General features: G+C 63.7%; 20 protein-coding genes. 8 read left to right on the top strand and 12 right to left on the bottom strand.

The window, feature by feature from the left end:
• The first annotated feature begins 72 nt into the window (after positions 1 to 72).
• The 5 genes from JN302_RS05975 (at position 73) to JN302_RS05955 (ending at position 5,586) form a co-directional block, all read left to right on the top strand.
• A complete protein-coding gene (locus tag JN302_RS05975) occupies positions 73 to 1,647 on the top strand; it encodes an ABC transporter substrate-binding protein (protein ID WP_202332291.1) in 1,575 nt (524 codons plus the stop codon).
• Between the two features lie 152 nt (positions 1,648 to 1,799).
• Complete coding sequence (locus tag JN302_RS05970) at positions 1,800 to 2,807, top strand: ABC transporter permease (RefSeq protein WP_202332290.1); 1,008 nt, start codon at positions 1,800 to 1,802, stop codon at positions 2,805 to 2,807.
• Positions 2,804 to 3,700, top strand: coding sequence for an ABC transporter permease (locus tag JN302_RS05965; RefSeq protein ID WP_202332289.1), 897 nt, complete (start codon positions 2,804 to 2,806; stop codon positions 3,698 to 3,700). Before JN302_RS05970 ends, JN302_RS05965 begins: the two co-directional genes overlap by 4 nt.
• A 1-nt stretch (position 3,701) precedes the next feature.
• The gene (locus JN302_RS05960; protein ID WP_202332288.1) at positions 3,702 to 4,739 is read left to right on the top strand and encodes an ABC transporter ATP-binding protein; all 1,038 of its coding nucleotides are present in this window, start codon (positions 3,702 to 3,704) and stop codon (positions 4,737 to 4,739) included.
• Positions 4,732 to 5,586 carry an ATP-binding cassette domain-containing protein gene (locus tag JN302_RS05955; protein WP_202310691.1) on the top strand — a complete coding sequence of 285 codons (855 nt, stop codon included), beginning with the start codon at positions 4,732 to 4,734 and terminating at the stop codon, positions 5,584 to 5,586. Before JN302_RS05960 ends, JN302_RS05955 begins: the two co-directional genes overlap by 8 nt.
• A gap of 120 nt (positions 5,587 to 5,706) precedes the next feature.
• Here the strand turns inward: JN302_RS05955 and JN302_RS05950 are convergent, their stop codons facing one another.
• The 4 genes from JN302_RS05950 to JN302_RS05935 are packed head-to-tail and all read right to left on the bottom strand — an operon-like array spanning position 5,707 to position 11,677.
• Complete coding sequence (locus JN302_RS05950; protein ID WP_202310689.1) at positions 5,707 to 6,882, bottom strand: ABC transporter permease; 1,176 nt, start codon at positions 6,880 to 6,882, stop codon at positions 5,707 to 5,709.
• A complete protein-coding gene (locus JN302_RS05945; protein WP_202310687.1) occupies positions 6,879 to 7,877 on the bottom strand; it encodes an ABC transporter permease in 999 nt (332 codons plus the stop codon). The genes JN302_RS05950 and JN302_RS05945 overlap by 4 nt, the downstream gene beginning before the upstream one ends.
• A gap of 6 nt (positions 7,878 to 7,883) precedes the next feature.
• Positions 7,884 to 9,782 carry an ABC transporter substrate-binding protein gene (locus JN302_RS05940; RefSeq protein ID WP_202332287.1) on the bottom strand — a complete coding sequence of 633 codons (1,899 nt, stop codon included), beginning with the start codon at positions 9,780 to 9,782 and terminating at the stop codon, positions 7,884 to 7,886.
• The gene (locus JN302_RS05935; protein ID WP_202332286.1) at positions 9,779 to 11,677 is read right to left on the bottom strand and encodes an ABC transporter ATP-binding protein; all 1,899 of its coding nucleotides are present in this window, start codon (positions 11,675 to 11,677) and stop codon (positions 9,779 to 9,781) included. Before JN302_RS05935 ends, JN302_RS05940 begins: the two co-directional genes overlap by 4 nt.
• Positions 11,678 to 11,982: 305 nt before the next feature.
• Between JN302_RS05935 and JN302_RS05930 the strand changes: the two genes are divergently transcribed.
• Positions 11,983 to 14,433, top strand: a complete 2,451-nt coding sequence (locus JN302_RS05930; protein ID WP_202332285.1) for a mechanosensitive ion channel family protein — start codon at positions 11,983 to 11,985, stop codon at positions 14,431 to 14,433.
• Between the two features lie 13 nt (positions 14,434 to 14,446).
• Positions 14,447 to 15,313, top strand: a complete 867-nt coding sequence (locus tag JN302_RS05925; protein ID WP_202332284.1) for an FkbM family methyltransferase — start codon at positions 14,447 to 14,449, stop codon at positions 15,311 to 15,313.
• A gap of 2 nt (positions 15,314 to 15,315) precedes the next feature.
• Here the strand turns inward: JN302_RS05925 and JN302_RS05920 are convergent, their stop codons facing one another.
• From JN302_RS05920 to JN302_RS05905, 4 genes are all read right to left on the bottom strand, one after another.
• The gene (locus JN302_RS05920; RefSeq protein ID WP_244846213.1) at positions 15,316 to 16,875 is read right to left on the bottom strand and encodes a carbamoyltransferase C-terminal domain-containing protein; all 1,560 of its coding nucleotides are present in this window, start codon (positions 16,873 to 16,875) and stop codon (positions 15,316 to 15,318) included.
• A 33-nt stretch (positions 16,876 to 16,908) separates the two neighbouring features.
• Complete coding sequence (locus JN302_RS05915) at positions 16,909 to 18,207, bottom strand: nucleotide sugar dehydrogenase (protein ID WP_202332283.1); 1,299 nt, start codon at positions 18,205 to 18,207, stop codon at positions 16,909 to 16,911.
• A 182-nt stretch (positions 18,208 to 18,389) separates the two neighbouring features.
• Entirely contained in the window at positions 18,390 to 18,713 is a 324-nt protein-coding gene (locus tag JN302_RS05910) for a hypothetical protein (RefSeq protein WP_202310678.1), read from the bottom strand.
• A gap of 365 nt (positions 18,714 to 19,078) precedes the next feature.
• A complete protein-coding gene (locus tag JN302_RS05905; RefSeq protein WP_202332282.1) occupies positions 19,079 to 19,228 on the bottom strand; it encodes a hypothetical protein in 150 nt (49 codons plus the stop codon).
• 194 nt (positions 19,229 to 19,422) lie between these two features.
• Between JN302_RS05905 and holA the strand changes: the two genes are divergently transcribed.
• Complete coding sequence (gene holA, locus JN302_RS05900) at positions 19,423 to 20,457, top strand: DNA polymerase III subunit delta (RefSeq protein ID WP_202332281.1); 1,035 nt, start codon at positions 19,423 to 19,425, stop codon at positions 20,455 to 20,457.
• A gap of 145 nt (positions 20,458 to 20,602) precedes the next feature.
• Here holA and JN302_RS05895 read toward each other — a convergent pair whose 3' ends face one another.
• From JN302_RS05895 to mnmG, 4 genes are read right to left on the bottom strand one after another with little or no spacing between them, the layout of a single operon-like run.
• Positions 20,603 to 21,478: a ParB/RepB/Spo0J family partition protein gene (locus JN302_RS05895; protein ID WP_202332280.1), complete on the bottom strand. Its 876-nt coding sequence runs from the start codon at positions 21,476 to 21,478 to the stop codon at positions 20,603 to 20,605.
• Positions 21,479 to 21,529: 51 nt separating this feature from the next.
• Positions 21,530 to 22,321, bottom strand: coding sequence for a ParA family protein (locus JN302_RS05890; RefSeq protein WP_202314574.1), 792 nt, complete (start codon positions 22,319 to 22,321; stop codon positions 21,530 to 21,532).
• A gap of 48 nt (positions 22,322 to 22,369) precedes the next feature.
• Positions 22,370 to 23,011, bottom strand: coding sequence for a 16S rRNA (guanine(527)-N(7))-methyltransferase RsmG (rsmG, locus tag JN302_RS05885; RefSeq protein WP_202310669.1), 642 nt, complete (start codon positions 23,009 to 23,011; stop codon positions 22,370 to 22,372).
• The gene (gene mnmG, locus JN302_RS05880; RefSeq protein ID WP_202332279.1) at positions 23,008 to 24,882 is read right to left on the bottom strand and encodes a tRNA uridine-5-carboxymethylaminomethyl(34) synthesis enzyme MnmG; all 1,875 of its coding nucleotides are present in this window, start codon (positions 24,880 to 24,882) and stop codon (positions 23,008 to 23,010) included. Before mnmG ends, rsmG begins: the two co-directional genes overlap by 4 nt.
• Positions 24,883 to 24,959: the final 77 nt, after the last annotated feature.

Here is a 24,959-nt window from a genome sequence, read left to right as displayed (position 1 = left end):
CCGGCGGCGCCCGACCCGACCAGGCGCCGCCCATTCGCAACGACGACCAGACACCCGATATGGAGCAAAGCAATGACAGCCTCTGACCATCTCAACATCTCGCGGCGCGGCCTGCTGGCCTTGGCCGGCGTAGGGCTTGCCACCACCGTCTTTCCGCGCCGGCTCTTTGCGCAGTCAGGCAATGTCCTCATCATCGCCGCCGGTCAGGACATTCCCAATTTCGATCCGCACACGGCGACGGGCTATTCCGCGTCCTTCTTCATGCGCAACGTCTACGACCCGCTCGTGCGTATTTCGGGCAATCCGCCGGTACCCGCTCCGGGAATCGCCGAGAGCTGGACCGTCAGCCCCGACGGAACGGAGTATACATTCGTCCTGAACAAGGCTGCGAAGTTCCATTCCGGCAATGCCGTCACCGCCGACGACGTGGTCTATTCCTTCGGCCGCGCACTGAAGCTCGCCAAGGGCAATTCGTGGATGATCCGCGATATCGTCACCGCCGAGGGAGTGTCGGCGGTCGACGCCGGCACGGTGAAGTTCAAGCTCACCGCGCCGTTCGCGCCGTTCCTGCAGGTCCTGCCATGGATCTTCATCGTCGAGAAGGCCGTGGTCGAGGCCAACCTCGGAAGCGATTCCGGCGAGACCTATCTCATGACCAGCACCGCCGGTTCAGGCCCCTTCACCGTGGCCCGGGCCGAAGTCGGCACGCTCTATCACCTGGCCCGCGCGCCCGAAGCGTGGCAGGCCGGCGGCGGCAATCTCGAAGGCGTGATCTGGCAGATCGCGCGTGAAACCGCCACGCAACGGCTGATGATCCAGCGGGGCGAAGCGCATATCGCCACGGATCTCACCAGCGAGGACATGGACTCCCTGAAGGATGCGCCCGGCGTTGTCAGCATCATCGAGCCGGAATACCGAACCTTCTCGATCAAGATGAACACGGAGCACGGCCCCTGCGCCGACATCAATCTGCGCAAGGCGATTTCATATGCCACGAACTACCAGGCGATCCTGGACGCCGCGGGCTATGCCGACCTGATGACCGGGCCGCTGCCGAACGGCATTCTCGGCTTCGACCCCGATCTCGTCGCCTACCGCACCGATCTCGCCAAGGCGAAGGAGTATATGGCGAAATCCGCGAAGCCGGAGGGCGGGTTCGCGCTCAGGATGTTCCACGTCACGGGTCTCGAACAGCAGCGCCGCTGGGCCCTCATCATGCTCGACAGCCTCAAGCAGCTCAACATCGGCCTCGAGATCATGCCCATGAACTGGCCCGACATGGTGACCGCCTGCAAGTCGCCTGAAACCTTCCCGGACTTGTTTCCCGTCTATCAGACGGCGAATTACGGCGACCCGGACAACATCGCCTACGCGGCCTATCATTCGTCGCGCAACGGGGGCTGGCAGAACGCCGTCTACAAGAATCCGGAAGTCGATGCCCTGATCGAGGCTGCGCGCAAGGAGGTCGACCAGGCCAAGCGCGTGGCGATCTATGGCGACTTTCAGAAGAAGGTCGTCGAGGATGCGCCCGATATCTTCGGCGTGCTGGAGCGGCGCAAGCTCGCGATGCGCGACAATGTGAAGGACTACCACTTCACGCCGGTCGCCTCCAACGCCATCGAGGCCTGGGGCCTGTCGCTCGGCTAAGCAAGCTTAAAGCCGCGCCGCGGTTTTCTGAGAGAACCTGCGAGAAGGAAGCGGCCGGCAGGGAAACGTAGGCAAAGCCACGGAAAACTGCGTATTTCGAACATTTGGCGGGCTTCCGGGCCCGCCAAGGCCCAAAAAAGAGGACATCGGAAATGCTGCGTTTCATCCTGCGGCGGCTCCTGCTGCTCATTCCGGTCATCGTCGGGCTGACGGTCATCATGTTCGCCATTGCCCGCCTTTTGCCGGGCGATCCGGTTGCGCTCGCCGCGGGTCCAAACGCCACCAAGGCCGAGATCGAGGCCCTGGCCGTGGAATACGGCCTGGATAAGCCTGTCTGGGTGCAGTATGCGAACTATGTCTCCGGTCTCGTTCATGGGGATCTCGGGACGTCGCTCCTCACGCGTCGCCCCGTCGCCGCCGATATCGCCGCCTACCTTCCCGCCACCCTCGAACTCGTGTTTGCGGCGATGTTCATCGCCGTGGCGGTCGGCATCCCGCTCGGACTGGTCACCGCCGTATGGCGCAACCGCTGGCCTGACTATCTTGCCCAGGTGGGCGCCATCGGCGCGATCTCCATGCCGCGCTTCTTCCTTGGGCTGCTGCTCCAGCTCTGCTTTGCCATGTGGCTCATGTGGCTGCCGCTCGGAGGCCGCCTGCCGATCGTGGTCATACCCCCGCCCACCGTCACCGGATTCCTGACGATAGATTCACTGATCGCTGGCAACTGGACCGCCTTCACGCTGTCGCTTCGCCACCTCGCGCTTCCCGCCATCGCCATGTCGCTCTCGCCTCTAGCCACCATCATGCGGATGATGCGCTCCTCGACGATCGAGGTGATGCAGCAGGACTATGTGATGACCGCCCGCGCTTTGGGCCTTTCGTCGACGAAGATCGTCACCAAATACGTCGCCCGCAACGCTGTCTCGGCGACGCTCACCGTGATCGGCCTCTATTTCGGCTGGCTGCTCGGCGGCACGGTGCTGGTGGAAACCGTGTTCGACTGGCCGGGCCTCGGCCTCTACGCCACCAAGGCCATCGTTTCGCAGGACATGATGCCCGTGATCGGCGTCGCGCTCGTCATCGGCCTGCTCTTTGTCGCCGCCAATCTCGTCACCGACATACTCTACGGCGTCATCAACCCCAAGGTCCGCTACTCATGAGCACGATCGAGCAGAACGCCGCGGACGATGCCGGCACGCCGCGCCGCGACAGGATGCGCCGCGCCTACTTCCGTTTCTCGCAGAGCAAGCTGTCGATGCTCGGCGCCGGCATGGTCGCCGCGGTGATCTTCTTCACCATATTCGGCACCGTGCTTGCCCCCTATCCCGACCACGTCGCGGGCAGCGTCGCGACCGCGTCGCGTTTCCTGCCGCCGTCCGCGGCCCATCCTTTCGGCACCAACGAACTGGGCCAGGACGTGCTTTCGCTGGTCATGGCCGGCACCACCGTCTCCGTGCTTGCCGGCTTCAGCGTGGTGCTGATCGGCACGGCGATCGGCACGCTTGTCGGGGCTGTCGCCGGCTTCGCCAGCGGCTGGGTCGACGAAGTGCTGATGCGGCTGACCGATCTTACGCTCACCATTCCCGGGCTGATCCTTGCCATGGCCATCGCCGCAGCCCTCGGGCCGGGCTTCGGCAACATGGTCATCGCGATTGCTTTGTCCTGGTGGCCCGGCTATGCGCGGCTGGTGCGCGGCGAGGTGCTCGCCGCCCGCGAGGAGGTCTATGTGACCGCCGCCCGCGCGCTCGGCGCCACGCCGAAACGGATCCTCTTCCGTCACATCCTGCCCAACGTCGTTTCGCCGATCATCGTCAAGATGTCGCTCGACATGGGCTTCGCCATCCTGACGGTCGCCGGCCTTGGCTTCATCGGCATCGGTGTCCGCCCCCCCACGCCGGAGTGGGGCACGCTGCTTTCGATTTCGCGCTCCTATATGCCCGACTACTGGTGGACGGCGATGGCTCCGGGCATGGCGATGTTCCTGGCAGTCTTCGGATTCAATCTGCTCGGAGACGGCCTCCGCGACGTCCTCGATCCGAAAGCGAGGCACTGAAATGACGGCCCCGCTCCTTTCGATACGCAACCTACACCTTCAGATGTCGAGCTTCGACGGCCGCGCCCATGTCCTGAACGGAATCAACCTGACCGTGAACCGGGGCGAGATCTGGGGTCTCGTCGGGGAAAGCGGCTGCGGAAAATCGCTGACCGGCCTGTCGGTCTCACGCCTGCAGCCAGCGCCGCCGGCACGCTACACCGCGGGTGAAATCCTGCTCGAGGGACAGGACCTTCTCAAGCTCAGCCCCGCCCAGATGCAGCGCCTGCGCGGCAAGCGCATAGGCATGATCTTCCAGGACCCTACCACTAACCTCAATCCGGCTTTCCGCATAGGCGAACAGCTCGTGGATGTGGCCTTGGCGGCGGCCGAGCACGATCCCGGCGTGATCGATTGCCCGCCCGGCTCCGGCAGGCGCGCCCGCCGCCGGGCCGCGCGCCGGCTGGCCGGCGAGATGCTGGCACGGGTCGGCATCCCCGATGCGCTGGCAAGGCTCGACAATTACCCGCATCAGTTCTCCGGCGGAATGCGCCAGCGGGTGCTGATCGCCATGGCGCTGATCGGCCGACCGGATCTCCTCATTGCCGACGAGCCGACGACAGCGCTCGACGTATCGGTCCAGGCACAGATCCTCGAGCTCATCAAGAACAGCGTCAACGACTTCGACATGGGCGTCGTGCTGATCACGCACAACCTTGGGGTCGTCGCCCAGACCTGCAGTCATGTCGCTGTGATGTATGCGGGAAACATCGTCGAAAGCGGTCCGGTCGCGGCGGTGATCGGCAATCCCGTCCATCCCTATACGATTGCTCTGATGTCGGCGATCCCGACCCGGGAAACCAAGCGCGGCACGCTTCGCGGGCTGGCTGGTTCGGTGCCGAACCTCATCACGCCGCCGCCGGGCTGCCGCTTTGCGCCACGCTGCAAATTTGCCCTTCCCGCCTGCACCGCGGCCATGCCGGCGTCGCTGCCCGTGGGCGACAACCACGCGGCAGCCTGCATTCGCGTGGCCGAGATGGAGGCCCTTGTCCGTGACTGAGATCGTGCTCGAAATCGACAACGTCTCCAAGATCTATCCCGGACGCCGAGGCATCTTCGGGAAATCGCCCGAAGTCCACGCGCTGAAGAACGTTTCGCTTGCCGTGCGCAGGGGCGAGAGCTTCGGCCTCGTCGGCGAAAGTGGTTCGGGTAAGACGACGCTCACGCGATCGATCCTGCATCTCGAAACGCCGACCTCGGGCAGCATCCGGGTGCAGGGCCGGGATCTCGGGCAACTTTCCGACGCCGAATTGCGGCGGCTGCGCGCGCGGGTGCAAATCGTGTTCCAGGATCCCTATGCGTCGCTCAATCCGCGCATGTCGGTGCACGACATCGTGACCGAGCCTCTGCTGATCCACCACGAAACCCTCGGCCTGTCCCGCAAGCAGCGTACCGACCGCGCCGCCGAGCTGCTTTCGCTCGTCGGCATGGGCCCGCAGCACCTGCATCGTTATCCGCACGAATTCTCCGGCGGACAGCGGCAGCGAATCTGCATCGCGCGTGCGCTCGCATCCGGACCGGAATTGCTGCTGCTGGACGAACCGACCTCGGCGCTTGACGTGTCTGTGCAGGCGCAGGTTCTCAACCTCCTGTGCGAATTGCAGGATCGTCTCGGGCTGACCTATTTCTTCATCAGCCACGATCTGGCCGTGGTGCGCTATCTTTGCGATCGCGTTGCGCTGATCAACCGCGGTGAAATAGTCGAACAGGGCGATTGCTCCGACATTTTCGACGCTCCGGCAAGCGACTATGCCCGTATGCTGATCGGAGCGATGCCGGAGGTGAAAGTACCGGAAAGCGCCATCGGCCGCGCCCCCGACCGGGTCGAAGCGCGCCAAACCTCCTGATGTGCCACGGGCCGATCCTGCTCACGCGAGAGGGGCGGGTCGCCCGAACGGCCGGCGTTGTTGCGGCTGCAAGCCGTCACGGCGCAGGCTCGGTGCCTCAGGATTTGTACCGGGCCCATGTCAGCGATAGGGATCGGCCGCGTCGCGCAGGCCGTCGCCCAGGAAGTTGAAGGCGAGAATGACCAGGATGACGGGCACGACCGGAAGGATGAGCCAGGGATAGAGTGCGACGACGTTGATGTTCTGGGCCTCGTTCAGCAGAACGCCCCAGCTCGTCACCGGCGGGCGCAGACCGAGGCCCAGGAAGCTCAGCGCCGTCTCGCCGAGGATCATGCTCGGTATGGTGATCGTGGCCGATGCGATCAGATGGCTCATGAAGCCCGGGATGAGATGGAGGAAAATGATACGCAGCGGGCTCGCACCCATGAGTTCGGCCGCCATCACATAGTCCTCCTCGCGCAGGGAAAGGAGCTTCGATCGGACGGCGCGCGCCAGCCCGGTCCAGTCGAGCAGCGCAAGGATCAGCGTTATGCCGAAGTAGACGATGATCGGGCTCCAGGTCACCGGCATGATCGCGGCGAGCGCCAGCCAGAGCGGGATGCTCGGCAGGCTCTGCAGCACTTCGATGATCCGCTGCACGACATGGTCGACCCACCCCCCATAGTAGCCCGCCGCCCCGCCGATCGAGATGCCGAGCAGGAAGCTGATCGAGATGCCGATGAGGCCGATGGTGAGCGAGATTCGCGTGCCGTAGATGATCCGGGACAATACGTCCCGGCCCATCCGGTCCGTACCGAGCAGGAAGGCGGTTCCGTTCTCGGCGGGGCAGAACAGGCGCATATTCGCCTCCCACAACCCCCAGAAGGTATATTCGTCACCCTTGCAGAAGAAGCGCAGCGGCTGGACCTTGGTATAGTCCGTCGTGAATTCGCGCTTCAGCGTCTCCATGTTCAGCTTGTACTGCGTGCCGTAGACGAACGGCCCGACGAAGCGCCCTTCGTGGAACAGATGCACCCGCTGCGGCGGCATGTAGATGTTCTGGGCGTTCCGTTGATTGAGGCTGTAGGGCGCCAGAAACTCGCTGAACAGGATCGACAGATAGAGCAGGCCGAGGAAGACGCCCGACACGACGGCCGCCCTGTGCTTGCGGAACTTCCACCACATCAGCTTCCATTGCGGAGCCAGGTAGATCCGCTGCTGCTCCGGCGTGAGTTTCTCCACGGCCTTCGGGTCGAAGGGTCTCGCTGAAACGAAATGGTCGAGCGGGGCGCCGTCCGGCGGCAATGCGGCGGTCATTTGCGACGGCCTCCAGCCAGCCGGATACGCGGATCGAGGATGGCGAGCGCGATGTCGGAGATGAGAACGCCGACCACGGTGAGCGTCGCCAGCAGCATGAGGAAGGAGCCGGCCAGATACATGTCCTGGCTCTGCAGCGCGCGGATGAGAAGGGGACCTGTCGTCTCCAGCGACAGCACTATGGCGACCACTTCGGCGCCCGAAATGACTGCCGGCAGGATGCTGCCGATGTCGGCAATGAAGAAGTTGAGCGACATGCGCAGCGGATATTTGACGAGCGCTTTCAGCGGCGGCACGCCCTTGGCGCGCGCGGTGATCACATATTGCTTGTGCAGTTCATCGAGCAGATTGGCGCGCAGGCGCCGGATCATGCCGGCGGTGCCGGACGTTCCAATGACGATGACGGGGATGACCATATGGCCGGCGATGGACATGAACTTGTCCCAGCTCATCGGCTGGTCGAGATACTGGGCGTCCATCAGGTGGCCGATCGACGTGCCGAACCACACATTGGCCAGATACAACAGGATCAGCGCCAGCAGGAAGTTCGGCGTCGCCAGCCCCAGCAGACCGAGGAACGTAAGTCCGTAGTCGCCCCACGAATACTGGTGCGTGGCCGAATAGATGCCGATCGGGAAGGCGATCAGCCAGGTGAAGATGATGGTCACCGTGGAGACGAGGATGGTCAGCCAGAGCCGGTTTCCGATCACCTCCGTCACAGGCAGTTCATATTCGAAGGAATAGCCGAAGTCGCCCTGCAGCATGCCCCACACCCAGCTGCCGTAGCGCACGATCATCGGCTGGTCGAAGCCGTATTCCTTCTTGAGATATTCGATCTTCTTGGGATCGACGGTTTCGCCCTGGGCCTGCAGCTCCGCTATGTAGGTTTCGAAGTAGTCTCCCGGCGGCAGTTCGATGATCAGGAAGATCAACGCGCTGATCAGGAACAGGGTAGGGATCGCCGCCAGCAACCTGAATGCGATGTAGCGGAGCACGACAGCCTATTCCTTGTACCAGAACGTGTCCGGCATATAGAGACCGAAATAGGCCGTCGGTGCAAAGGAATATACACCCTCCTCGGGCACGTTTTGCAGCTTGTCGTTGATGACGACAGGCTGCTTGACGCCGTTGACGGTGCCGATGGTGAAAACCTGGTCCGTGAAGATGTCGAGCATCTTTTCCCAGATCTCCCGCCGCTGCTCCGTTGTGGCCGAGACGCGCCACTGCTTGTACAGATCGAGAAGCTCCTTGGCGGCAGGCAGGTCGACCGGCTCGCCCGCCTTGCCGCCGCTGTCGGTATGTTCGCCCCATTTCGGCCAGTTGCCCTGGACGCCTGATACGGGCGCCATCTCCTCCGGAGGCAGATCGGGTGTCGCCTCGCCGACGCTCAGCCCGTTCCATACCGAAATCAGCGTGTCTCCGGCCAGGAAGCGGCGGCGCATCGTGTCGAGCTGGAAAGGCCTTGCGTAGACCTTGAGGCCGAGCGCGCCCCAATGCTCGCGGACGAGTTCAACGATATCGGTCTCCTGCGTATCGCCCGCAAACTCGATGATGAGTTCGGCCGGCCGGCCGTCGGGCAGCATGCGTATGCCCTTGTCGTTCCGCTTCAGCCCGATCTCGTCGAGCAGCGCGTTGGCCTGGTCCTGGTCGAATGTCGCCCAGGCCTGGTCCGCCTTCTCGCTGTAGAGCGGAGAGCTTTGCAGGACCGAATTGGCGCCCTCATGCGCCAGCCCGTAGAAGAACTGCTGGTTGATCTCGCCCCGGTCGATGCCGAGCGACAAAGCCCGCCGGAATTCGACCTTGCGGAAGATCTCGCGCCAGACGGGATCGTTGGTGTTGAGATTGGGCAGGAAGGCGACCTTCGAGCCGGTACCGTCGTTCCACAGCTTCACCCTGATTGGACGGGTCTTCTCCGCCTCCTTGAGGAAGGTGTAGTTGTCGAAACGGAGATAGCGCGCCTGGAGGTCGCTTTCGGCGCTGCCCGCCTTCGCGGCGATGAGATCGTTGGAACTCATCGTCATCGCCACCGTGCCGACATAGGGCAACTGACGGCCGGATGCGTCGACGCGATGGAAATAGGGATTGCGCTTGAAGACGAAACGCTCGGCGGGCGGAGCAGTGGTGTTCCACCAGGGCTCGAGCGTCGGCAGATCAGGATTCTCCGGCCGATATTGCCGGGCCTTCACCGTATGGAGCGCGATCCAGTCGCGCGATCTGTGCTCGGCGACCACGGCAGCCAGCTTGTCGGGATCGGCGTAGCGCTTGTGGAACTGCTTCATGTAGTGCGCCGGTAGCTGGATGTAGTTCGGGCTGGCGCCCGCAAGCGAGGGCAGGAATAATGGATTGGGCTTGTCCCACGTGTAGCGGACGGTCAGGTCGTCGATGACCTCGAAGACCGGTGGCTTGCCGTCGACCAGCATCTGCTGGTCCGGACCGCCGCGCGACAGTTCCTCGTTCAGCGCCACATCCTCCCAGAAATAGCGGAAGTCCTCCGCCGTGAAGGGCGCGCCGTCGGACCATTTGTGTCCGCGCCGCAGGTGGAGGGTGAAGATCCGGCCCTCCTCCACGTCGAAGGATTCCAGGATGTCGGGTGCGAGATTCAGGTCCTTGTCGAAGACGACCAGGCGCGAATAACCGTAGATGGTCATCATACGGATGTCCTTGGCATCGGCCATGATAAGCCGCATCGTCCCGCCATATTGGCCTTCGGTCTTGCCGAGCGCGGCCATGTCGACCACCCGCGGCTTTTCCGGCAACCTTTCGGCGAGCGGCGGCAGGGCGCCGCTCTTCACGGCATCGGCTATGTCGGTCGGCTCCTCCGCGGAAGCGGGGACGGCGAAGCACCAGAGAACCGCCAGCGCGGCGGCGATGCTGCGGCGGAGCGGGAAGCAGGAAGTCATGCCGAAAGCCTCTCTTTTGATTGGGTGCGGGACAGCACGAAGTGCCCCTCGGCGACGGGTTGCAGGGACAGGTCTCCCGGGTGCTCGGACTTGAAGACCGGATTCCAGTCTTCGGTCTCGTCGCGGGTCTCGTCGGTCTGATGCGCGAAATCGAGCTTGTGGTCGAGATCGGCGCGCGGGACGGCGTTCAGCAGCGCCTGGGTATAGGGGTGGACCGGATTGCCAAACAGGGCCTCCGTCGGAGCGATCTCGACGATCCTGCCCCTGCGCATCACGGCGATTCGGTTCGCCAGATACTTCACCACGGCCAGATTGTGCGAGATGAAGATCAGCGTCAGGCCGAGTTCGGCTTGCAGCTTCTTCAAGAGGTTCAGGATCTGCGCCTGGACCGACACGTCGAGCGCCGAGACCGGCTCGTCGCAGATGAGCAAGTCCGGCGACAGAGCGAGCGCGCGGGCGATGCCGATCCGCTGGCGCTGGCCGCCCGAGAAGCTGTGAGGATAGCGGTTGAGAAAACTGGGCTGCAGCCCAACCAGTCCCATCAATTCTGCGGCATTGTGCTTGATCTCCGTCGGCGAGCCGATGCGGTGGATCTCGAGGGGCTCGCTGAGTATGTTGAGCACTGTCGAGCGCGGGCTGAGCGAGGCGAACGGGTCCTGGAACACGATCTGGATCCGTTTGCGGAATTCCTTGAGTGCGCTGCCCTCCAGCGTAGCGACGTCGCATTTCACTTCGCCATTGTCGAACCGGATCTGACCTGCATCCGCGGTCAGCGCGCGCATGATCAGCTTGCTGACGGTGGTCTTGCCCGATCCGCTCTCGCCGACGATGGCCAGACACTCGCCGCGCAGCACGTCGAAGCTCACGTCGTCGACTGCCATGACCTTGCGCTGGTGGCCGGACAGCCAGCCTTCTTTGCGGATCACGAAGCCTTTGGACAGGTGACGCACGGAAAGCAGCGGCGCCGACCCGTCAGCGGGAGCGGAGGGTTTCCTGCGCATCGTGGCGGGAATCACCGGCGTGTGGTCGCGCAGCGCGACGAGCTTCTCACCCGGCGCCATGGAGAGCGTCGGAACGGCACGCATCAGGGCTTTGGTATAGGGGTGTCCCGGGCGACGAAAGACGTCGTCCACGGTCCCGGCCTCGACCACTTGGCCCTGATGCATGACGACGACCTCGTCCGCCATGTTGGCGACCACGCCGAGATCGTGGGTGATCAGCAGAAGCGACATGTCCAGTTGCCGCTGCAGGCTCTTGAGCAGCCCCAAAACCTGCGCCTGGACGGTGACGTCGAGGGCCGTCGTCGGTTCGTCGGCGATCAGCAAAGCCGGCCGGCAGATCAGCGCCATCGCGATCATGGCGCGCTGGCGCAACCCGCCCGAAAGCTCCATCGGATACATGTCGTAGGCGCGGTACGGATTGGGAAAGCCTACCCTCTTCAGCATCTCTTCCGTCATCGGCCGCGCCTGGCCGCGTTCGACCTGCCGGTGCAGGACCAACGCTTCCTCGACCTGGTTGCCGATCTTGTGGAGCGGCGAGAGCGAGGTCATGGGTTCCTGGAATATCATCGAGATCCGCGCGCCGCGCAGTTCCTGCATGGCGCGGTCGTTCATCTCCAGCGTAGCGATATCGACCGAGCTCCCCGGCTTTTCGGGATCACGGAACAGGATGCTTCCGCCGGTGACCGTCGCCACCTGCGGCAGGATGCCCAGGATCGCCTGCGCGGTTATCGACTTGCCCGACCCCGATTCGCCGACCACGGCGACAGTCCCCCCTGCGGGAATGCGGAAGCTCACATCGTTGACGACCTCGATAGTCGAACGCTGGAGGGCGATCGAGATGCGCAGGCCCTCGACCCTCAGAAGGTCAGTCTTTTTGTTCCCCAGATCAGACATTTCCCGGAACCCCGGACAACAGGCGCACGGGAGTCCGACTTGTCGTCGTGGGGCGCCGGAGCGCCCCTGCCCGCAACGCAATGTCGCAATGCGCGGCGGCTTGCGCAAGGGGGTCGCGCGCCTTGCTTTTTGCTGCCGAAAAGGCGAATCCCAGCCCGTTCTGCGCGGGGTTTTTGCGCCAATTCGGCAAACCGCATTGGCAAGCGGGCATCAGCCAACCTAAATAGATGCCTCATGAGGCGCGCCACCGGGATATCGTGCGGGCGACGATTCGCGGGAAAAGAGCCGGAAAATCAGGGCTTGTCATGATGGGCATGTGCGATCGGCGGGCCGCCGTCTTCATCCGCTGGCTGTTTCCCCTCCTGACCGCCACGCTGCTGGCCATCGGATTGACTTCCGCCAATGCCGTCGGCCAGACGCTGCCGCTCGCCGCCGTGACCAAGAGCCAGGGCCAGACCCAGCCGGGCGGCACGTCGCTCGAGCAATTCCTCGAAGAGGCGCGCAAGGCGGGCTCGACCGTCGTCGTCGTGACACCGGAGCAGAAGGCGCCGGAGCCGGAGCCCGGAATGTCGATGATGACGGCGCTGTCGTCGGACCAGTTGCTGATCGCGCGGGCCAAGCTCAGGCAGATGTTCGCCAATTCGGCCGCGATCCTGAAGAATTTCGACGAAGTGCTGAAGGCGTCGAGCCCGAACGGTACTCTGACCTGGGTGCTGGTCGCTGTCGGCACGGCCTTCAGCGGGCTCTTCCTCGGATTGGAGACGTATCGGTTCACGACACGCTGGGCGCGCGATCATTTCGACGAGGTTTACCGGCCGAACGAAACACGAAGGTCTCGCAAGCTGTCCTATCTGCTCGGCAGGGCGGCCGTGATGCTGCTCAGCACCGGCATCAGCTTCGTTGTCGCCATGGGCGTGGCGCTGATCTTCGACACCGGACATGCGCCCACGCGCAAGACCACCTTCCTGATCATCTCGACCTTCGCGATCTACCGCATCATGCGGTCGGTGATCCTGTGGAATTTCTTCGCGCCGGACACGCCGGCCCATCGCCTGATCAATGTCGACGACGACGCGGCCCGAAGGCTGCACCGCGACTGGTCGGCGGTGCTGGCTGTCGCCGCCGTGATCATAGCCTTCTGCCGCTGGGCGCAGCTGATGGGCGTCAGCGACGAGACCTACCGGCTGTCCTTCATCGTCGCGATGTTGGTCTGTGCGGTGATGTTCGCCATCTCGGCGATCGCGCACCGCAAAGAGCTCCATTCGATCCTGCTCGGCAAGGGCGATCCGGCCACCAAACCCGCATGGCAGCGCTTTTTCGCGCGCTCGGCGTTGCTGGTCGTGCTCGGCTATTTCGGTATCGCCTGGTTCATGAGCTCGCTGCGACTGATCCTAGGCCTGCCGGGCGGCTATATCCTGGTCGCTGCACCGCTGCTCGTCTTCATCGTCGCGATCTTCGCCTATGGGGTCGCGATTCTCATCCTCGACAACATCTACGAGCGGCTGGAGCTTTCCTTCTACCGGCGGCTGGCGCGCGAGGACGCGGCGGAGCGCAATGCCCGGCGGCGCGACGAACAGGCCAAGGAACGGCTCGCGCAGCTCAGCGAACATGAGCGGGACATTCTGGAGGAGGGCGAGGAGATCACGGTCTACAAGCCCGAACTCCTGGCGCCGACGAACCGGCCCCGCAAATTCGTCCCGGTCTTCAAATCCTTCTTCGAGAATGTGATCTTCGCCGCGGTCGTCATCTTCTCGATCGCCATATTGGCCAGGCTCTGGGGCATCGAGCTCGAACGCGTCGACGGCAATCCGCTGATCGCCGCGCTCGACATACTGCTCGTCCTGTTCATCGCCGGTTCGGCCTACAACGCGGTCAACAATTTCGTCGACATGAAGATCGTCGAGGAGGGCGGCTCGCTCGACGAGCGCCCCTTCAATCCAGGCGAAAGCGAAGGCGAGAGCGGCAAGGGACAGTCGCGCCTGGCCACAGTGCTGCCGATCTTCCGCTACGCGATCCTGTCCGTCATCGTCGCGGTTGCCGGCATGATCATCCTGGCCAATCTCGGCGTCGCCGTCGGACCGCTCTTCGCCGGCGCCGGCGTGATCGGCATCGCCATCGGCTTCGGCGCCCAGACACTGATCCGCGACATCTTTTCCGGAGCGTTCTTTCTCGCCGACGACGCTTTCCGCAAGGGCGAATATATCGAGGTGGCCGGCGCCAAGGGCGTCGTCGAGAAGATCTCCATCCGCTCGTTCCAGCTTCGCCATCACCGTGGCGCGGTGAACACGATCCCGTTCGGCGAGATCCGCCAGCTCACCAACTATTCCCGCGACTGGGTGATGATGAAGCTGCCGCTGCGCCTGACCTACGACACCGACGTCGACAAGGTGCGCAAGCTGGTGAAGAGGTTCGGCCAGCAGCTTCTCGACGATCCCGTCGTCGGCAAGATGTTCCTGCAGCCGCTGAAGTCGCAAGGCGTCTATGCCATGGAGGACTCCGCGATGATCGTGCGCGTCAAATTCATGACGCGGCCTGGCGACCAGTTCGTCACGCGCAAGGTCATCTATGCCGGCATCCGCGAGCTGTTCCATAAAGAAGGCATCCACTTCGCCCACCGCGAGGTGACCGTGCGGCTTGCCGATGGCGAGCAGATCGAGGACCTGACGCCCGAGCAGAAGGAAGCGGTCGCCGGCGCGACCCGCGCCGTCCTGGACGACGGACAGAAGCCGCGCCAGATCGCGCCGGCGGCGCAATAGGCGATCGCGGCTGATGAAGGCGGCGGCCGAACTCGACACGACAATGCCGTTCGGCGGCCGCCGGGCATCCCTGGGCGCCCGCCTCCTGTGGTGGTTGGCTACGCACCTGCTGCTCGCGCGGGAAACCCGCGGCCGCCTGCGCAGGATCATCCGGGGCCGGCATCGTGGCCCTTATGACGTGATCGTCGACGGCGTGAATTTCAGAACCTATCCGACCGAGAACTATTGCGACCGGATGCTGTTCGGCGCAGGCGCCCTGCCGGAGCCGGCCGAGCGCGTGCTGCTGCGGCCCTTCATCCGGCCGAGCATGCATTTCGTCGATGTCGGGGCCAATGTCGGAACCTATGCGCTCTGGATCGCCGCGCTTGCTGGCCCTTCCGCGCGCATCCTGGCGCTCGAACCGCATCCGAGGACATTCGCGAAGCTCCGCTTCAATATCGAGGCCAACGGCGCAGCCAACGTCACCGCTGTCAATCTCGGCGCCGGACCGAACAGCGGCGTCATGCAGCTCTTCTTCGACGGCGGCGGCAATGTCGGCCAGTCCTCGATGCTCGTCGAAGGCGCAGGCGCGGCTTCCAACCGCGAGACCGTGCGCCGAACCGTGCCCGAAACCGTAAAAGTGGCGCCGCTGGCCGAAATCCTGGAAGCCGAGCGTTTCCCCGCCATCGATCTCCTGAAGATCGACGTCGAAGGCTATGAGGACCGGGCGCTGCTGCCGCTGTTTTCGGAGGAAAGCCGGTCGTTGTGGCCAGCGGCGCTGCTGATCGAGACCGTCCAGAGTGAACTCTGGCAAACCGACTGCCTGGCGTTTCTCGCCGCGCGCGGTTACCGCAAGGCAGACGCGACAGCGCAGAATACGTTGCTTGTGCGCGACCGCTGAGGTCAGACCTTGCGATAGAAGGTTTCGCCCACCACGAATCCATCGAGCCCGGTATCCCGCGCATAGCGCGCGAGGTCGCTCAGGCGGTTGATGAAACCCTTGCCGTTGAAGTTCAGCGAGGTATTGCAGAGCACACCATATCCGGTCAGCCGTTTGAAGGCCGTCAGCAGTTCGTGGATCTGCGCGTTTTGCCCGCGGTTCACCGTCTGGACACGCGCTGTGCCGTCGACATGGGTCACCGCCTTCAGCGCGTCGGTCTTGGCGGTCTGGAAATAGAGCATATGCGGACTCGGCCCGTGATTCTCGAAGAGGCGATCGAGTTCGTCTTCCAGCATGATCGGCGCGATCGGCCGGAAAGCTTCGCGGCGCTTGATGGCGTTGAGCCGCGCATGGGTCTCGGCGGTAAAGGGTGCGGCAAGAAGCGACCGGTTGCCGAGTGCCCGCGGTCCGATCTCGTAGCGGCCCTGCACCCAGGCCAGCACGTCGCCGGCGGCGAGACGACCGGCGATCCCGGCATCGTCCCTCCGTTCCGGCTCGAACCCGTCGGGCCTGCCCGTGTCGATCACGAATTCCTCGCCGGCATAGACCGACCATTCAAGTTTGGCGTTGCCGGTATAGGCGAATTGCGCGTCGGCAGCGGTGCCGATGGCCGAGCCGGAATCATTGGCGCAAGGCGGCACGAACACATCGGCGAAGAGGCCGGTGGCGTGCCAGGCGCTGTTCCAGTCGCAATTCAGCCCGCAACCGCCCGAGACCAGCAAGGGCAGGCCGTCGCGCAAATTGCGGCGGGCAAAGTCGTGGAAGCGCTCGAAGACGGCATTCTGGAACCGTCGGGCGAGGGTCCGGAACGCCTGGGTCTGCAGCCCGATGTTGAAGAAGGGTGATTCGGCGAAATCGGCCTTGCGCAGCGGCGCCGCGACCGCATCATGGGCAAGGATGCGGTCGATCAGCACTCGCTCTTGCAGCGTCTCGGGGTCGTCACGGCCGAAAGCCGCCAGCGCCATGAGCTTGCCGGCATCCTCGCGGCGCGATTTGCGGGCATCGGCCGGGTAGGTCGGGTCGGCAAGGCCGTAAAGGAAGCCGTATTTGTGTCCCGGCCCGCTCATCGGCGTGCCGAGCGCCGTCACCTTGAGATCGGCGTCGATCCTGTAGAAGGCCCCGATCACCCCCTCCCAGACCAGCGCGTAGCAGGGTTGCCCCTGTGGAAAGGGCGACATGGCATAGCTGCCGATGATGTGGGATCGCTCATGGCTGGACGAGAAGGAGCGGATATCGCGGCCCAGCATGCGGCCGGGCCGGTCGATGATCGTCGCGCCTTCCGCATCGAAATAGCCGCCGCCGACGGGTCCGCTCATCGGCCGGAAAGAGCGTAGCCAGCCGGATACCGCGACGACGTCGGGGATGCCGTCGACCAGCGAGAGGCCGTGCAGCATGTTTTCAGACGACAGCGGTGCATAGCGGTCGCCCGAATCCTTCTCTGCCTCGATCGAAAAGACCAGGCTGCCGTCCTGGACAAGCGCGACGTGGCCGTCATGGCCTGGCTTGTAGGCGAAAATCTTCATGCCAGCTGCCGCTCGCCGTATCTCGGGCCGAGATCAGAGACGTGCATCGACATGCTCCTTCGGGAAGATCCCCTTGACGTCGAAGAGGATGCCTGACGGTTTCAGAAGTGCCCTGGCCTCAGCCGGCCCGAGTTCGCGGATGCTGCGATGGCCGACCGCCACGATCACCGCATCATAGGCTCCGGGCTCGAGCGTGGAGCTCAGTTCCAGGCCGTATTCTCGCTTCACGTCCCTTGGATCGGCCTCGGGATCGAAGACGTCGACCGCAACATTGAAGCTCTGGAGCTTCTTCACGATGTCGATCACGCGGCTGTTGCGGATATCGCGGCAGTTTTCCTTGAAGGTGAACCCCAGCACCAGCGCACGGAACGGCGGAGCGAGCCGCTTTTCGAGAAGCAGGCGGATGGTCTCGACCGCCACATGCTCGCCCATGTCGTCGTTGATGCGCCGCGCTGCCTGCACCATCTCCGGATGGAAGTTCAACTGCCGCGCCTTGTGGGTGAGATAATAGGGGTCGACGCCGATGCAGTGGCCGCCGACGAGGCCGGGGCGGAACGGCAGGAAGTTCCACTTCGTTCCGGCGGTCTCCAGCACTTCGAGCGTGTCGATGCCGAGCTTGCCGAGCAGCACGGCGAGTTCGTTGACGAGCGCGATGTTGACGTCGCGTTGGGTGTTCTCGACGATCTTGGCGGCCTCCGCCACGCGGATCGACGGAGCGCGGTAGGTGCCCGCGGGGATGGCGCGACGGTAGACCGCATCGACAAACTCGGTCGTTTCCGGTGTTCCCCCCGAGGTAACCTTGATCACGGTCTCGATCTTGTGCGTCGGATCACCTGGATTGACCCGCTCGGGACTGTAGCCGACGAAGAAATCGCGGTGGCAGCGCAGCCCCGACGCTTGCTCGATGAGCGGCACGCAATCTTCCTCGGTCGCTCCGGGATAGACCGTCGATTCGAAGACGACCGTAGCGCCGCGCGAGACCACTTGACCAACGGTGCGGCAAGCCTGGAAGAGGGGGCCGAGATTCGGCTGCTTCGCCGCGTCGATCGGCGTGGGAACGGCAACGACGATGAGCTTGCAGTCGCGCAATGCGTCCTGCTCGGCGGTGAAATCGAGATTGCGGCTTGCCAGTTCCTCGGCCGTCGCCTCGCCGGTACGGTCGATGCCTGCCTTCAGCGCCTCGATACGCGCCTGATCGACATCGAAGCCGGTGACCCGGAAGTGTTTGGCGAAAATAATCGCCAGCGGCAGGCCGACATAACCGAGGCCAATGATGCCGACATGCAGGCCATCGAGTGTGGGGAATGCGGAGGAAAGCGAGGTGGAGGACATCAAGCCTGGAACTGAAGCCGTGGGTTGGCACAGTTCTTAGTGACTTGAACGAATTCCAGCAACAGGGACCGCTACACCTTGCGGTGAACGCCGAGGGAGACATGGCAGCTTCGGGCTGCGGCTTCACCACCCGGTGCAGAACCGGCGGGCGCGCCCGCCGGTTCGACCGGCGCGTCACCGCTTCAGGATTTGAGGCGCGCGACGCAATGGGCCCGAAGGATAAGGGCAGCTTCGGCGTAGCTCGCCTGCTCGTCGGCGAATTCCTGGTCATCGGTGCCCTTGAGCAGGGCCTGGACGTCTTCGAGAATGCGCATCGGAAGGATATCGGTGCAGCTGCGCATCCGCCCGAACACCGCGCTGATTGCGGTCGGCAGCCCTTCGCAGAGCACGGACGGTTCGGTCGTGCCGGGAGCCCAGTTCTCGAAGGCATCGAGCGCATCAGCGAAAGCCTGATGCAGAAAGATCGGCGCATGGCCCTCATGGAGCGGGGGCAGCAGATGTCTCATTGTTTCCTCACCTGTTGGTTGGCGGACGCAATCCCCCACCCGTCAACACAACGCCAGATACGCGGCAGGGGCACAGATTCGACCAAGGCGCGATGAAACGCAACCCCTTTGTGGTACCTGTCAGCCTCGACGGTTCGGCTTCTCAGGCCCGAAAACGCCGCCACGGAACATGGCGCGCGCCCGGCGCAGAGGAATGGGTCGGCCTCGGACGGACCAAAGGTGTGACCTGGCTGCCAAAGAGAGCGGCCGTATCGGCGACGAACTCGATATGCCTTGCATTCTCCTCCATCGCCCGATGCGGTCCGCTGACATCCTTCATTCAACTGGAAACTGGGGATAGCTGATTGTCGCCTGGCGGCGGACGATCAATGGCCGAGGAAACCGAACACCAGGGCGGCCGCGAAGCCCACGGCGAGGACGAAGCACAATGTCGCGGTTGCGTCCTGGACGAACTTGCCACGCAGCCTGCGATTCGGGCTTCGGGCTCGGTCGGCGGAAAGGGAAAGGAACGTCATCGTGACCTCCATTTCCCTTTAGTCTAGCGGATTAATAGACATTGTCGATTTCAAAATTTCAGCCCTCCTGGGGCAAGCTTTTCCAGCAGCGTATCGATTTGAGCAGACCGTGCCTTTTTCAACGGTGAAGCGGTACTTCGCGGGGTCGGCATGATTTTGATGCGGGGCGGCGTCGCGCGTGCTAGCCAGACGCCATGGCACAGAAAAAGGCGCATGAGGTCGATGGTTGGCTGAACCGGCCCGACGACAAGATCCGGATCATCCTGTTCTACGGTCCGGATCGCGGGCTCGTATCCGAGCGGGCCAAGTTGCTCGCCGGCAAGACGGGGCTTTCGCCCGACGATCCCTTCTCTGTCGTGCGTCTCGACGCGGCCGAGATCGAGCAACAGCCAGGCCGGCTGGTCGATGAAGCGCGCATGGTCCCGATGTTTTCGGACCGCAGGTTGGTGTGGGTCCGCAATGCCGGTACGCACAAGGCGCTGGCGGAAGATGTGAAAGTGCTGGCCGCCGACCCGCCGCGCGACGCGATCATCCTGATCGAGGCCGGAGACCTGAAAAAGGGGGCCGCTCTGCGCACCATGGTGGAGGGCGCTGCGGCGGCGATGGCTTTGCCTTGTTATGCCGACGAGGCGAAAGGCGTCGACGCGGTTATCGACCAGGAACTGCAGAAGGCCGGCATGACGATCACGCTGGAGGCCCGCCAGGCATTGCGCCGCAGCCTCGGCGGCGATCGCCTTGCTTCACGCGGGGAGGTCGAGAAGCTCGTTCTCTATGCGCAGGGCCAGACCCAGATCACGATCGAAGACGTCGATCTGTCGATCGGTGACGTTGCGGGACTTTCGGTCGATGAAGTGGTCGATGCCGTTCTCGAAGGCAAGCTGGACGTCTTCGATACGTCCTTTTCCCGCCTGGCCGCCTCGGGAAACCAGATATTTCCGATCCTTTCTGCCTTGATGCGGCAATTTCAGACCCTCCATGCAATGCGTGGCCAGATGGAAGCCAAGGGCCAGTCCGCCTCCGCCGCCGTCGCCGGGGCTCGGCCGCCGGTCTTCTTTTCCAGACGTCGGACTGTCGAGAACGCCCTGCAGCGCTGGAACACGGACGGCGCCGCACGCGTGCTGGAACGGCTTCAGAACGCGGTATTGCAGACACGACGCCGGCCGGAATTGGCCGAGGCGATTACACGCCACACCTTGCTGGCCATAGCGCTCGACCGCCCGCGCGGCTGACTGCCGTCGGACATCGAGCCCGCTTCACCGGTCGCGGCAAGGCCGATCGGCGCCGCACTGCAGAAGGCGGACATGCTGCCTTTCCTCGAGCCGGCCGATTCTTCGATGATTCGCGGGCGAACCCGCTTATCATCGACCGCTGGATTCAGTCCTGCAGCTTGCGGCAAAGTCCGTCGAGCTGCTCCAGGGTCCGGTAGGCGATCCGGATCTCACCGCCTTTTTCCCTGTGGCTGATGGTGACCCGCAGCCCAGTGACGTCGGTCAGCAGCTTTTCGAGAGCGATCGTATCAGGATCCTTCTCGTCGGCGCGACTCGCGCGTGGCTGCCGGGTCGCCGCCGCGGCGGGCTGTTGGGCGAGGGCTTCGGCCTGGCGGACGGACAGTCCCTGATCGACGATCTGCTTCGCAAGACCCGCCGGATCTTCCGCCGTGACCAGCGTGCGGGCGTGGCCCGCCGACAGCGACCCGTCGACCAGCATGTCGCGAATCACGTCAGGCAGCTTGAGCAGACGCAACGTATTGGCGACATGGCTGCGGCTCTTGCCGATGACCTGGCCGAGATCGGCCTGTGTATAGTTGTGATCGTCGATCAACTGCTGGTATCCGAGCGCCTCCTCGACCGGATTGAGATCGGCGCGCTGGACGTTCTCGATGATCGCCAGTTCGAGCGCGACCCTGTCGTCGACTGCTCGGACAATGACGGGAATCTCGATCAATCCGGCGCGCTGCGCTGCCCGCCAGCGCCGCTCACCCGCGATGATCTCGAAACGCCCGGCTTCCGCGGAGGGTCGCACCACCACGGGTTGCACGACGCCGTGCTCGCGGATCGACTGGGCCAGGTCGGCGAGTTCGGCGTCACCGAAATTACGGCGCGGATTGCGCGGATTGGGAGAAATGAACTCGATCGGGACCTTGCCGTCCGCGCTGACCGGGCGCTTCTCCACGTCGGCCGGCTTGTCGATTTCGCCGATCAAAGCGGCAAGGCCGCGGCCGAGGCGTTTGCGCGAAAGGTCGTCACTCATAAGTCGTCGTTCCGGTCGGTTATTGGTTGTTGTCGGAGGCGGATCGGCCGGTCACGCGGCCCGCAGTTGGCGCTCGCGCCGGATGACCTCCGAGGCAAGCTGCAGATAGGCCTGACTGCCGCTGCATTTCAGGTCATAGAGGATTGCCGGCTTGCCGTAGGACGGCGCCTCCGAAACACGCACATTACGGGGGATCACCGTCTCATAGACCTTGTCCCCCATATGCGCGCGGACATCCTCGACAACCTGATTGGCGAGATTGTTACGGCCGTCGAACATCGTCAGCACGATGCCCTGAATGCTCAGGTCCGGATTGATCGCCCGGCGCACCTGATCGACCGTCTGCAGAAGCTGGCTCAGGCCCTCCAGCGCGAAGAACTCGCATTGCAGGGGCACGAGAACCGAATCGGCCGCTGCCATGGAATTCAAGGTCAGCAGGTTGAGCGACGGCGGACAATCGATCAGCACATAGGAGAACGGCACGCCGTCCCCTTCGCGCAACGCATTGCGCAACCGCACCACGCGGTCGGACTCGGAAGCGATCTCCATTTCGACGCCGAGCAGGTCCAGCGTCGAGGGAACGATCGACAGGCCGGGCACCGCGGTCTGCATGGCCGCTTCGATCACACCCTTCGTTTTGGTCAGCACGTCATAGGACGACACGGTCCTGTCCTGACGGTCGATGCCGAGCCCGGTGCTGGCATTGCCTTGCGGGTCGATATCGATGATGAGCACGCGCTCGCCGATCGCCGCCAGAGCAGTCGCCAGGTTGATCGCGGTTGTGGTCTTGCCGACGCCCCCTTTCTGGTTGGCGACGGTGATGATGCGGGGACGATTGTTCATGTTGCGAAACAGGATGTTCATGGCCGCTTGCGATATCTGGCTTCGGTCTTATGCAGGTTGGCGCGGCCGAAGATTCCGAATTTCCAGGATCACACTGTCGTCGTCGATCCGGCTCTTGTGTTCTACCAGATCGTGAGTCCAGGCGTCATCGCTTTCTTTCAGCTCGACGCGGTAATCCCGTCCTTTGTGAAAAAGGCCGCGCGATCCGGTCGTCAGCCAGGGTGAGCAGAGATCGAGAAGCAGGGGCAGGGGAGCCAGCGCGCGCGCAGTCACCACGTCCGGCCGCTCGATGATGCCGTAGACCTCCTCGATCCGCTTCGGATGGATCCTGACGCTGCGCCGGTAGGCCGCGAGCGCTGATTGCAGGAAGGCCGCTTTCTTGCGGTTGCTCTCCACGAGATCGATCGTTGCGCCGGGCCGGTCCTGCAGGAGAATGGCCATCACGGCGCCCGGAAACCCGCCGCCTGACCCGACATCCAGCCAGGTTCCAGCTTCCGGCGCCAGCATCGCGAGCTGAGCGCTGTCGAGGATGTGACGGCTCCAGATGTCGGACAGAGTGGAGGGTGCCGCCAGATTGATTCGGCTCGCCCATTTGAGGAAGGTGGCTTCGAATTGCTGGAGCCGTTCGAATGTTTCACGTGAAACGGGGCCGGCGACTTCGCGCAGCCCCTCGAGCGAACGCTCCCTCACGCTGCGCTCCGCCCGGCGTTCCCCTCCGCGTTGCGGATATGCGCGATCATCAAAGACAGCGCCGCTGGCGTCATGCCGTCGATTCGCTGGGCGTCGGCTATCGACTGCGGCCGACGCTCGCTGATCTTCTGCTTCAGTTCGTTGGACAGGCCGGGAACCATCGAGAAATCCAGCCCCTGAGGGATGATCCGCAACTCCTCGCGCCGGATCGCGGCAGAGTCCGCCTCCTGGCGCTCGAGATAGACCGCGTACCGCGCCTCCGTCTCAAGTTTCTCCGCTGTAGCAGCGTCGATCTCATGGAGCTGCGGCCAGACCGCGGCAAGCCGCGAGAAATCCATCCCGGGATACGCCAGAAGCTGATAGGCACTTCGCCGCACGCCATCCTGGCTGATCTCGATCGCATGGCGTTTCGCCTCGTTGGGCGTCAGGCCGAGATCTTGAAGAACAGATCGGCCTTCGTCCAGCCTTCCGTTCATCGCATCGAACCGTTTCGCTCGCGAACCGGAGACGATACCGAGCTTCCGTCCGAGCGGGGTCAACCTCTCATCGGCATTGTCTGCCCGCAACGACAGGCGAAACTCGGCCCTCGACGTGAACATGCGATAGGGTTCGCTGATGCCGCGACCGGTCAGATCGTCGACCAGCACGCCGATATAGGCTTCCGTCCGGCTGACGGCGATGCCGTCCTGGCCTCCGGCCCGCCGGGCGGCATTGATACCGGCGAGAATGCCTTGCGCCGCAGCCTCCTCGTAGCCTGTCGTGCCGTTGATCTGACCGGCAAGGAAGAGGCCCTCGACCTTTCCGGTCTCGAGCGTCTTGTCGAGCTCGCGCGGATCGATATGGTCGTATTCGATCGCGTAGCCGGGCTGCCTCATCACGGCCCGTTCAAGACCCGGTATCGTCTTCAGAATGGCAAGCTGCACGTCTTCCGGCAGAGATGTCGAAATGCCGTTCGGATAGACCGTGTCGTCGTCGAGCCCTTCGGGCTCCAGGAAGATCTGGTGACCGTCCCGATCGCCGAACTTGACGATCTTGTCCTCGATGGATGGACAGTAGCGCGGACCGATGCCTTCGATCGATCCCGAATACATTGCCGACCGCGCGAGGTTGGTCCTGATGATCTCATGCGTCGCCTGCGTTGTACGCGTAATCCCGCATTCGATCTGAGGCGTGATTATGCGATCCGTCATCAGTGAAAAGGGAACCGGATCCTCGTCGGCCGCCTGCATGTCGAGCGAAGCCCAATCTATGCTGCGGCCGTCTAGCCGCGGCGGCGTTCCCGTCTTCAGGCGCCCAAGCCTGAACCCGGCGCGCGCCATCATCTCGGACAGTCCCAGGGATGCCTTTTCCTTCATCCGACCCGCAGGAAATCGGCGCTCGCCGATATGGATGAGGCCGCGCAGAAACGTGCCCGTGGTCAATACCACGGCGCCGCAGGTCAACCGACGACCGTCCTCGAGAGCTACCGACGCAACCTTGCCGTCCCGGATCTCCAGATCGAGCACTTCGCCTTCGATCACATCGAGCCGCTCATGATCGGAAATGGCGCGCTGCATGGCCGCCTTATAGAGTTTGCGATCGGCCTGCGTGCGCGGTCCGCGGACGGCGGGTCCCTTGCGGCGATTGAGCAGACGGAACTGGATGCCGGCGGCATCGGCCACTCTGCCCATCAGCCCGTCTAGCGCATCGACCTCACGCACCAGATGACCTTTTCCCAAGCCTCCGATGGCGGGGTTGCAGGACATCGCGCCGATCGTTGCTGCGCTGAGCGTCACGAGCGCAGTTGACGCGCCGCTTCGCGCGGCGGCTGAGGCAGCTTCGCAGCCGGCGTGGCCACCGCCGATGACGACGACATCATAGGACTGAAGCATGGACTCGTTTCTCTTCGGGTTCGGAGGGAGCAGATGCGCCTTCCGCCCCGTCTAGTCAAGGCGCGGAGAGAGATCGC

The sequence above is a fragment of the Mesorhizobium sp. L-8-3 genome (genome assembly GCF_016756615.1).
GTDB lineage: Bacteria > Pseudomonadota > Alphaproteobacteria > Rhizobiales > Rhizobiaceae.
The sequence above is the reverse complement of the archived record's forward strand: the minus strand, read 5'-3'. Positions and strand labels throughout refer to the sequence as shown.

Coding starts and splice junctions, on each gene's coding strand:
- JN302_RS05940 (WP_202332287.1), bottom strand. CDS start 9,782: ATGACTTCCTGCTTCCCGCTCCGCCGCAGCATCGCCGCCGCGCTGGCG.
- JN302_RS05950 (WP_202310689.1), bottom strand. CDS start 6,882: ATGACCGCCGCATTGCCGCCGGACGGCGCCCCGCTCGACCATTTCGTT.
- JN302_RS05960 (WP_202332288.1), top strand. CDS start 3,702: ATGACGGCCCCGCTCCTTTCGATACGCAACCTACACCTTCAGATGTCG.
- JN302_RS05905 (WP_202332282.1), bottom strand. CDS start 19,228: ATGACGTTCCTTTCCCTTTCCGCCGACCGAGCCCGAAGCCCGAATCGC.
- JN302_RS05930 (WP_202332285.1), top strand. CDS start 11,983: ATGATGGGCATGTGCGATCGGCGGGCCGCCGTCTTCATCCGCTGGCTG.
- JN302_RS05935 (WP_202332286.1), bottom strand. CDS start 11,677: ATGTCTGATCTGGGGAACAAAAAGACTGACCTTCTGAGGGTCGAGGGC.
- JN302_RS05910 (WP_202310678.1), bottom strand. CDS start 18,713: ATGAGACATCTGCTGCCCCCGCTCCATGAGGGCCATGCGCCGATCTTT.
- JN302_RS05975 (WP_202332291.1), top strand. CDS start 73: ATGACAGCCTCTGACCATCTCAACATCTCGCGGCGCGGCCTGCTGGCC.
- JN302_RS05965 (WP_202332289.1), top strand. CDS start 2,804: ATGAGCACGATCGAGCAGAACGCCGCGGACGATGCCGGCACGCCGCGC.
- JN302_RS05890 (WP_202314574.1), bottom strand. CDS start 22,321: ATGAACAATCGTCCCCGCATCATCACCGTCGCCAACCAGAAAGGGGGC.
- holA (WP_202332281.1), top strand. CDS start 19,423: ATGGCACAGAAAAAGGCGCATGAGGTCGATGGTTGGCTGAACCGGCCC.
- JN302_RS05920 (WP_244846213.1), bottom strand. CDS start 16,875: ATGAAGATTTTCGCCTACAAGCCAGGCCATGACGGCCACGTCGCGCTT.
- JN302_RS05970 (WP_202332290.1), top strand. CDS start 1,800: ATGCTGCGTTTCATCCTGCGGCGGCTCCTGCTGCTCATTCCGGTCATC.
- mnmG (WP_202332279.1), bottom strand. CDS start 24,882: ATGCTTCAGTCCTATGATGTCGTCGTCATCGGCGGTGGCCACGCCGGC.
- JN302_RS05895 (WP_202332280.1), bottom strand. CDS start 21,478: ATGAGTGACGACCTTTCGCGCAAACGCCTCGGCCGCGGCCTTGCCGCT.
- JN302_RS05915 (WP_202332283.1), bottom strand. CDS start 18,207: ATGTCCTCCACCTCGCTTTCCTCCGCATTCCCCACACTCGATGGCCTG.
- JN302_RS05925 (WP_202332284.1), top strand. CDS start 14,447: ATGAAGGCGGCGGCCGAACTCGACACGACAATGCCGTTCGGCGGCCGC.